4 protein-coding genes are annotated in these 6,908 nt (G+C 61.4%); 2 read left to right on the top strand and 2 right to left on the bottom strand.

Annotated elements, in window-relative coordinates; translation table 11 throughout:
* The first annotated feature begins 432 nt into the window (after positions 1-432).
* Both GEV39_RS00670 and GEV39_RS00665 read left to right on the top strand, forming a co-directional pair.
* Positions 433-2,589: a type I secretion system permease/ATPase gene (locus GEV39_RS00670; RefSeq protein ID WP_029886243.1), complete on the top strand. Its 2,157-nt coding sequence runs from the start codon at positions 433-435 to the stop codon at positions 2,587-2,589.
* Positions 2,579-3,955, top strand: a complete 1,377-nt coding sequence (locus tag GEV39_RS00665) for an HlyD family type I secretion periplasmic adaptor subunit (protein ID WP_173887145.1) — start codon at positions 2,579-2,581, stop codon at positions 3,953-3,955. Before GEV39_RS00670 ends, GEV39_RS00665 begins: the two co-directional genes overlap by 11 nt.
* A gap of 101 nt (positions 3,956-4,056) precedes the next feature.
* On the opposite strand, the gene lapD is transcribed toward GEV39_RS00665, so the two are convergent.
* Positions 4,057-6,003 (bottom strand): cyclic di-GMP receptor LapD, encoded by a 1,947-nt coding sequence (gene lapD, locus GEV39_RS00660; protein ID WP_173887144.1) that lies wholly within the window; start codon positions 6,001-6,003, stop codon positions 4,057-4,059.
* A 10-nt stretch (positions 6,004-6,013) separates the two neighbouring features.
* On the bottom strand, positions 6,014-6,775 hold the full coding sequence (gene lapG, locus GEV39_RS00655) for a cysteine protease LapG (protein ID WP_173887142.1): 762 nt from the start codon (positions 6,773-6,775) through the stop codon (positions 6,014-6,016).
* Between the last annotated feature and the right edge of the window lie 133 nt (positions 6,776-6,908).

The raw sequence follows: 6,908 nt of genomic DNA, 5'->3' as shown, positions 1-6,908 counted from the left end.
GGATTGAAACCCAGCTGCGATTATTGATCGCGAACGCTTTAGCAGGCTGCTTTTTATAGATGAATTTTGACTAATAGCCGACAACAAAACGCCAATATACCAGCGCCTGTTTACTGACCCTGTCTACACTGCTTTTCGAGAGCCGGACAGCAGAACAACAGGGCACGCTATGCTGAAATCAAGCGTCAAAACGACGGCGGGCCGAATCAGAATATGAAACATTCACTGCACGACACCCTCTGGTCGAAATGAAGCACGCAGAACTGTTTACTCAGTAACGATTCAAGGCGACCATGGCCATCTGCCCGAGCCCCGCGGTATCACACCGCCATCGGTACTGCCTGGCAGCACCATAGAATGCCAAGGTGAGCCGGCCGAGCTTGAACGGCAGCCCACCTATCCCACCCACCACAAGGATGAAGAGAGCGCCGCGTGGAATCCGAAGTCAGTCGAGTCCAACTCAGCCACGATCCACGCAGTCAGCATGACGATCCGTTGCTGGATAGTCTGCTGAGCCTGTGTGTCCTGCACCAGAAACCCGCCAGCCGGGTCATGCTGACCACAGGTCTGCCGCTGCCCGCCCAGCGCCTGAGCCCCGAGCTGCTGCCCCGCGCCGCCGCCCGCGCCGGCCTGCAAGGGCGCCTGCTGCAGCGCAAGCTTGAGCAGATCCCGACTATAGCCATGCCGGCCATGCTGCTGCTCAAGGAGGGCCGCAGCGCCGTTCTGCTGGGCTGGGAGAACGAAGATACCGCCCGCCTGTTGCTTAGCGAAAGCGACGGCGGCGAGGTGCACGTCAGCCGCGAAGCCCTGCTCGGCGACTACAGCGGCCGGGTGTTCTTCGCCCAACCGCAGCATAAGTTCGACGTGAACCACGGCAACCTGATCCCGCGGGCGAAGTCGTGGTTCCGCGACACGCTGTTGCGCAGCAAATGGCTGTACATCGATGCCATCGCCGCCAGCCTGGTGATCAACCTGATTGCCCTTGCCGCCCCGCTGTTCGTGATGAACGTGTATGACAGGGTGGTACCCAACCAAGCCACTTCGACGCTCTGGGTATTGGCCATCGGTATCGCCGGCGCCTATATCTTCGATTTGATTCTCAAAGGCCTGCGCGGCCTGTGCCTGGACCTGGCCGGCAAGAAAACCGACCTGATCATCTCGGCAACGCTGTTCGAACGTATTGTCGGCATGTCGATGAAATACCGGCCGGCGAGGGTCGGCAGCTTTGCCCAGAACATTCACGAGTTCCAGGGCCTACGCGACTTCCTTGCCTCGCTGACCCTGACCAGCCTGATCGACCTGCCCTTCACGATCCTGATCCTGATCGTGATCGCCATCATTGGCGGGCACCTCGTATGGATTCCGATCATCGCCTTCCCCCTGGCCCTGGGTATCGGCTATGCCCTGCAGCGGCCGTTGATGGCAACCATGGAGCGAACCATGGCGCTGGCCTCTGAGCGCCAGTCCAGCCTGATCGAGACATTGGCCGGCCTGGATGCGGTCAAGGTCAACAATGCCGAAAGCGAACGCCAGTACATGTGGGAGCAGACCCTTGGCACCCTCAGCCGTCTGGAACTGCGTGTGAAGGTGCTGTCGAGCCTGGCGATGAACATTACCCTGCTGATCCAGCAATTGGCAGGTGTGGCAATGATCTGCGTCGGCGTGTACCTGATCATCGACGGCAACCTCAGCATGGGCGGCCTGGTAGCGTGCTACATGCTCAGCGGCCGTGCCCTGGGCCCATTGGGCCAGCTCAACGGCCTGCTCGCGCGATACCAGCAAGCCAAGGTGACCATGGTCTCCACGGACCACATGATGGAGCTGCCGCAGGAGCGCAATTTCGAAGAGCGCCCACTGAGCCGCAAGGTACTGCAGGGCAGCGTGGAGTTTCGTGGGGTCGACTTCACCTACCCGAACCAGCAGAACATGGCGCTGAAGAACATCAACCTGACCATACGCCCTGGTGAGAAGGTCGGCATCATCGGCCGCAGTGGTTCGGGCAAGAGCTCACTGGCCAAGCTCATCGTCGGCCTGTACGAGGCCGACGGCGGGTCGCTGCTGGTGGACGGTGTGGACATCCGCCAGATCGACGTCAGCGAATTGCGCCATAACGTTGGCTACGTCCCGCAGGATATCCAACTGCTGGCGGGCACCCTGCGTGACAACCTGGTCAGCGGTGCGCGTTACATCGAGGACGAACTGATCCTGCAGGCCGCTGAACTGGCTGGCGTACATGAATTCGCCCGGCTGCACCCGGACGGCTATGAGCTGCAGGTAGGCGAACGTGGGCAGAACCTGTCCGGCGGTCAGCGGCAGAACGTTGCCCTGGGCCGTGCGCTGCTGCTCAACCCGCAGATCCTGCTGCTGGACGAACCCACCAGTGCCATGGACAACACCGGTGAGGAGCGCCTCAAGCAACGTTTGCAGGCGGTGGTGGAAGGCAAGACAGTACTGCTCGTCACCCACCGTGCCTCGCTGCTGTCGCTGGTAGACCGGTTGATCGTGATCGATCGCGGGCAGATTGTCGCCGACGGCCCGAAAGCCGCGGTAATGGACGCGCTGAAGAAGGGGCAGATCAGTGTTGCATAAGCTGGATATCGGGCAGTTCAAGGACGGCTTGCGGCGCTATTTCAAAGGCTCCGAATCACTGGGCGGCCAGCCGCTGCCAGAGGTCAACAAGGCCCTGATCGAGGATGCCCCACGGGTGGTGCGGCTGACTATCTGGGGCGTCATCCTGTTTTTCGTGTTCCTGATCGTGTGGGCAAGCGTGGCCCCCATTGACGAGGTCACCCGGGGTGAAGGCAAGGCCATTCCGTCATCCAAGGTGCAGAAAATCCAGAACTTGGAGGGTGGCATCGTCGCCGAGATCTTCGCCAAGGAAGGGCAGATTGTCGAAGTGGGCCAGCCGCTATTGCGCCTGGATGAAACCCGCTTCGCCTCCAACGTGGGTGAAACCGAGGCCGACCGACTGGCCATGGCCCTGCGTGTCGAGCGCCTGAGTGCAGAGGTGCAGGACAGCCCACTGAAAATCGACGAAGCCTTGCGCAAGGCGGCACCCAGCCAGGCTGCCAGCGAAGAGTCGCTGTACCAGAGCCGGCGCCAGCAGCTGCAGGACGAGATTGGCGGCTTGCAGCAGCAGTTGGTCCAGCGCCAGCAGGAACTGCGCGAATACAGCTCCAAGCGCGCCCAGTACGCCAACAGCCTGGAGTTGCTGCGCAAGGAAATCAGCATGTCTGAACCGCTGGTGGCCACCGGCGCGATTTCCCAGGTCGAGGTGCTGCGCCTGCGCCGTGCCGAAGTGGAAAACCGCGGTCAGCTGGACTCCACGGCACTGGCCATTCCCCGCGCAGAGGCGGCCATCCGCGAGGTGCAGAGCAAGATCGAAGAGACCCGCGGCAAGTTCCGCAGTGAAGCGCTGACCCAGTTGAACGAAGCGCGCACCGAGCTGAACAAGGCCACCGCCACCAGCAAAGCGCTGGACGACCGGGTAAACCGCACGCTGGTGACCTCGCCAGTGCGAGGTATCGTCAAGCAGATGCTGGTGAACACCATTGGTGGGGTTATCCAGCCAGGTAGCGACATCATCGAAGTGGTACCGCTGGACGACACGCTGGTGATCGAGGCGAAGATCCTGCCCAAGGACATCGCATTCCTGCACCCTGGCCAGGAAGCCACAGTCAAATTCACAGCCTATGACTACACCATCTATGGCGGGCTCAAGGCCAAGCTGGAGCAGATCGGTGCCGACACCATCACCGATGAAGACAAAAAGACCACGTACTACCTGATCAAGCTGCGCACCGATCGCAGCCACCTGGGCACCGATGAGAAGCCTCTGCTGATCATCCCGGGCATGGTGGCAACGGTGGATATCATGACCGGCAAGAAGACCATCATGAGCTACCTGCTCAAGCCGATCATGAAGGCACGTTCGGAAGCATTGCGCGAGCGCTGATCAAGGGCTGTGAAGGGCTAACAGCAGAAGCGGCCTTGCGTCGCGACAGGGGCCGCACTGCGGCCCTTTCACAACACCAGGCTGCTCCTTCCCTAATGCGATCAGCGCCAGGGCGCGGGCTCGCCAACCAGTTGCCCCTGTATTCCGCCTACGCCCATCTCCTGCAGTACCTTGCGCTCCCCTTCGGTCTCGACCCGTTCGGCGATCAATGGCAAATCAATGCTGTGCGCGGCCCGCTGGATCGCTTCGATGAACAGCCGCTTGTGCTGCTCGTGGTCGATGTTACGGATGTAGCTGCCGTCGATCTTGAGATAGGCCAAGCCCAGATGGGCCAAGTTGCCAATCATGCTGAAGCGCCCGCCGAAACGCTGCAGCGCCAGGCCGAAGCCTAGCCCGTGCAGCCGCCGGGTGAGGTGTTCCAGGGCGGCCTGGTCAGGCAGTTGCTCTTCGCCGATTTCAAACACCAGCCGCGGGCCCAATGCTGCGTTCTGGCCTAGCAGCTCGAAGACCCGCTGCAGCGCCTTGGCGTCGCCAAGGGTGGCTGCGGAGAGGTTGAGCGCCACCACCTGATCGTGCCCGCGCAGGTGGGCCAGTACTTTCTCCAGTACTAGTATGTCCAGGCGCGGCATCCAACCAAAGCGTTCCAGCCAAGGCAGGAAGCGCCCTGCGGGCAAGGCCTCGCCCTGCCCGTCCTGCAAGCGCGAAATCACCTTGTGGTGCAGTACCCGCTGCGCTGTGGCGGTGTCCACCACCGGTTGGAAGAACAACTCGAAGCGGCTATTGTTGAAAGCCTGGTCCAGGCGCTCGTGCCACGCATGCTGGCTGTCCGCCGCTACGGCGGCAACGCCTTGTTCAAGGCACACCCAACCAGGAGTTGGTTGATTCTCGGCGCGGGCCAAGGCTTCGTCGGCGAGCTTGAGCAGCGCCTGCGGCGCGTCACCAGGGCTATAGGGTGCAAGGCCGATGCAGGCCACCGGGTGAACGTCACTGGCGCCGGTTTCATGCAGGCTGAGCAGGGTCGCTTCCAGCGCCTGGGCAAGCTGTACCGCCTCTTCGTGCACCATGCTCGGCGCCAATACAGCGAACTCGCCGCCGCGGCTGCGGGAAATCAGGTCTTTGGTTTCCGGGAAACTGGCACAGGTACGGCGCAACTGCTCCCCCACCGCCTGTAGCAACTGGTCGGTGCGCTGACCGCCCAGGCGGGCGTTCAAACCAGCCAGGCCTTGTACCCGCAAGAGCAGCAAGTAGCCGGCGCGGGCCTCTTCCAGATTACTGACCCGGGTGTTCAGCTGCATCTCGAAATAACGGCGGTTGGACAGCCCGGTGAGGCTGTCCTGGTAAGACTCTGCACGCAGCCGCTCACTGCGCTCGGCCTGTTCGGTAAACAGCGCCTTGAGCTTTTCAACCATCTGGTTCATGGCCTGCACGACCCGGCGCAGCTCCGGGGTACGCGGCAGCTCTGGCAGGCTCAGGAATTCGCGGCGGGCAATGGCATGGGACTGCTCGACCATATAGTCCAGCGGGCGCAGCTGGCGGCGCAATAACAAGGCACCGAGCACGGCACTGGCGGCACCACACAACAGCAGCCAACCCAAGCTGCCCAGAGCGCTCTGCCAAAGTTTGGCAATGGCGAACATCGGGTGGCTGACCACCTCGACGCGCGCGGCCTGCTGCCAGCCGCGGCTGACGATGGCATCGCCACCTGCGGCTTCAAGGCCGATCAAGCGCACGAACCACTGTGGCACGCCGCCAGGGTCCGGCTCGGCGTGGCGCTCCACCAGCACCGCATTTGAGCCCAAGTCGACAACTTTGATGCTTGCGTAGTAACCACTGTCGAAGATCGAACTGACCATCAGCTCGACCATCGCCGGGTCGTCGATGTTCGGCGTCAGCGACAGCGCCAGCGCGGTCGCCGCATCCTGGGCATGCGAGCGCAGCTGGTTGACATACTGGCTGCGTGAGCTTTCCAGGCTGACCATGAAACTGCCACTGAAGGCGACCACCAGGAACAGGCAAATGGCCAACAGCAATTGTTTGAACAGTGACATCAGTGCTCCTTCAATAGACCGGTTCGGCCGGGAAGCCTTCGGCCTGCATTTTCTTCAGCAAATCCTGCCAGCGGGAAAGCCGCTTGGTATCACCGACCTTTTTGTTGCCTGCGGCCCCCGTCAGCCACAACCCCTCGCCATTGAAGGCATAGACCGGCAACAGGTCGGTTCGTTGGCTGGCAGGTTTGATGGCGTCCATCAGGCTATCGAGGACCAATGGCTGGGCCTGTGGGCTTGAATAATAGGTCAGGACCATGTGCGCTCGGTTCTGCCGCAACGCCTTGACGTAGGTGATACGCAGCTTTTCGCTGGCAATACCCATGCGCCGCAAGCTGAAATATTTGGCTATGGCGTAGTCCTCGCAGTCACCGGCCCCTTTGATGAGTGCCTGCACCGGTGTGGCCCAGTAATCGACCTCATGCCACAGGTCGATGTCCTCGACATAACGCAGTTGCTGGTTGAAAAAGCGGTTCACCACCTGCAACCGTTCCAGCTCGCTGCCTTGAGCCTGCGTTGCCATCAGGCGCTGCCAGGCGTCGATACGACCCTGCCCCGCGCCTAGCGGGCCATACAAGGCCTGGGACTTGCGGCTGATCTGGGAAAAGTCCCAATCCGCGTGCAAGCCGCCCAGCAGTAGACCGCCCAGCAGCACGGCAAGGAAGGCAGGTCGCACAAGGCGTTTGAGCATCCAGGATATCGCCACTGCGAAGCCCTGTTCAGGCCAGTCGAAAGCAGCGATGGTGGGGCTTGCCAAGGCAAAAGACAATGGCACCCTGCAATCATCCACCCGCTGGTCAGCTTGCAGCCTTTTTATGACTATATCCTTTTATAGGCTGCTTCCTTTGACGGGTGACTTCATCCACCATAGCCGCGCTTTTTTGGGTGTTACTGGCGCTATCGGCCGA

Origin of the sequence: Pseudomonas sp. NY5710 (assembly GCF_013305665.1) — a bacterium.
Classification (GTDB): domain Bacteria; phylum Pseudomonadota; class Gammaproteobacteria; order Pseudomonadales; family Pseudomonadaceae; genus Aquipseudomonas; species Aquipseudomonas juntendi.
Note: the sequence above shows the minus strand (reverse complement) of the source record. Positions and strands in the feature narration are given on the sequence as shown.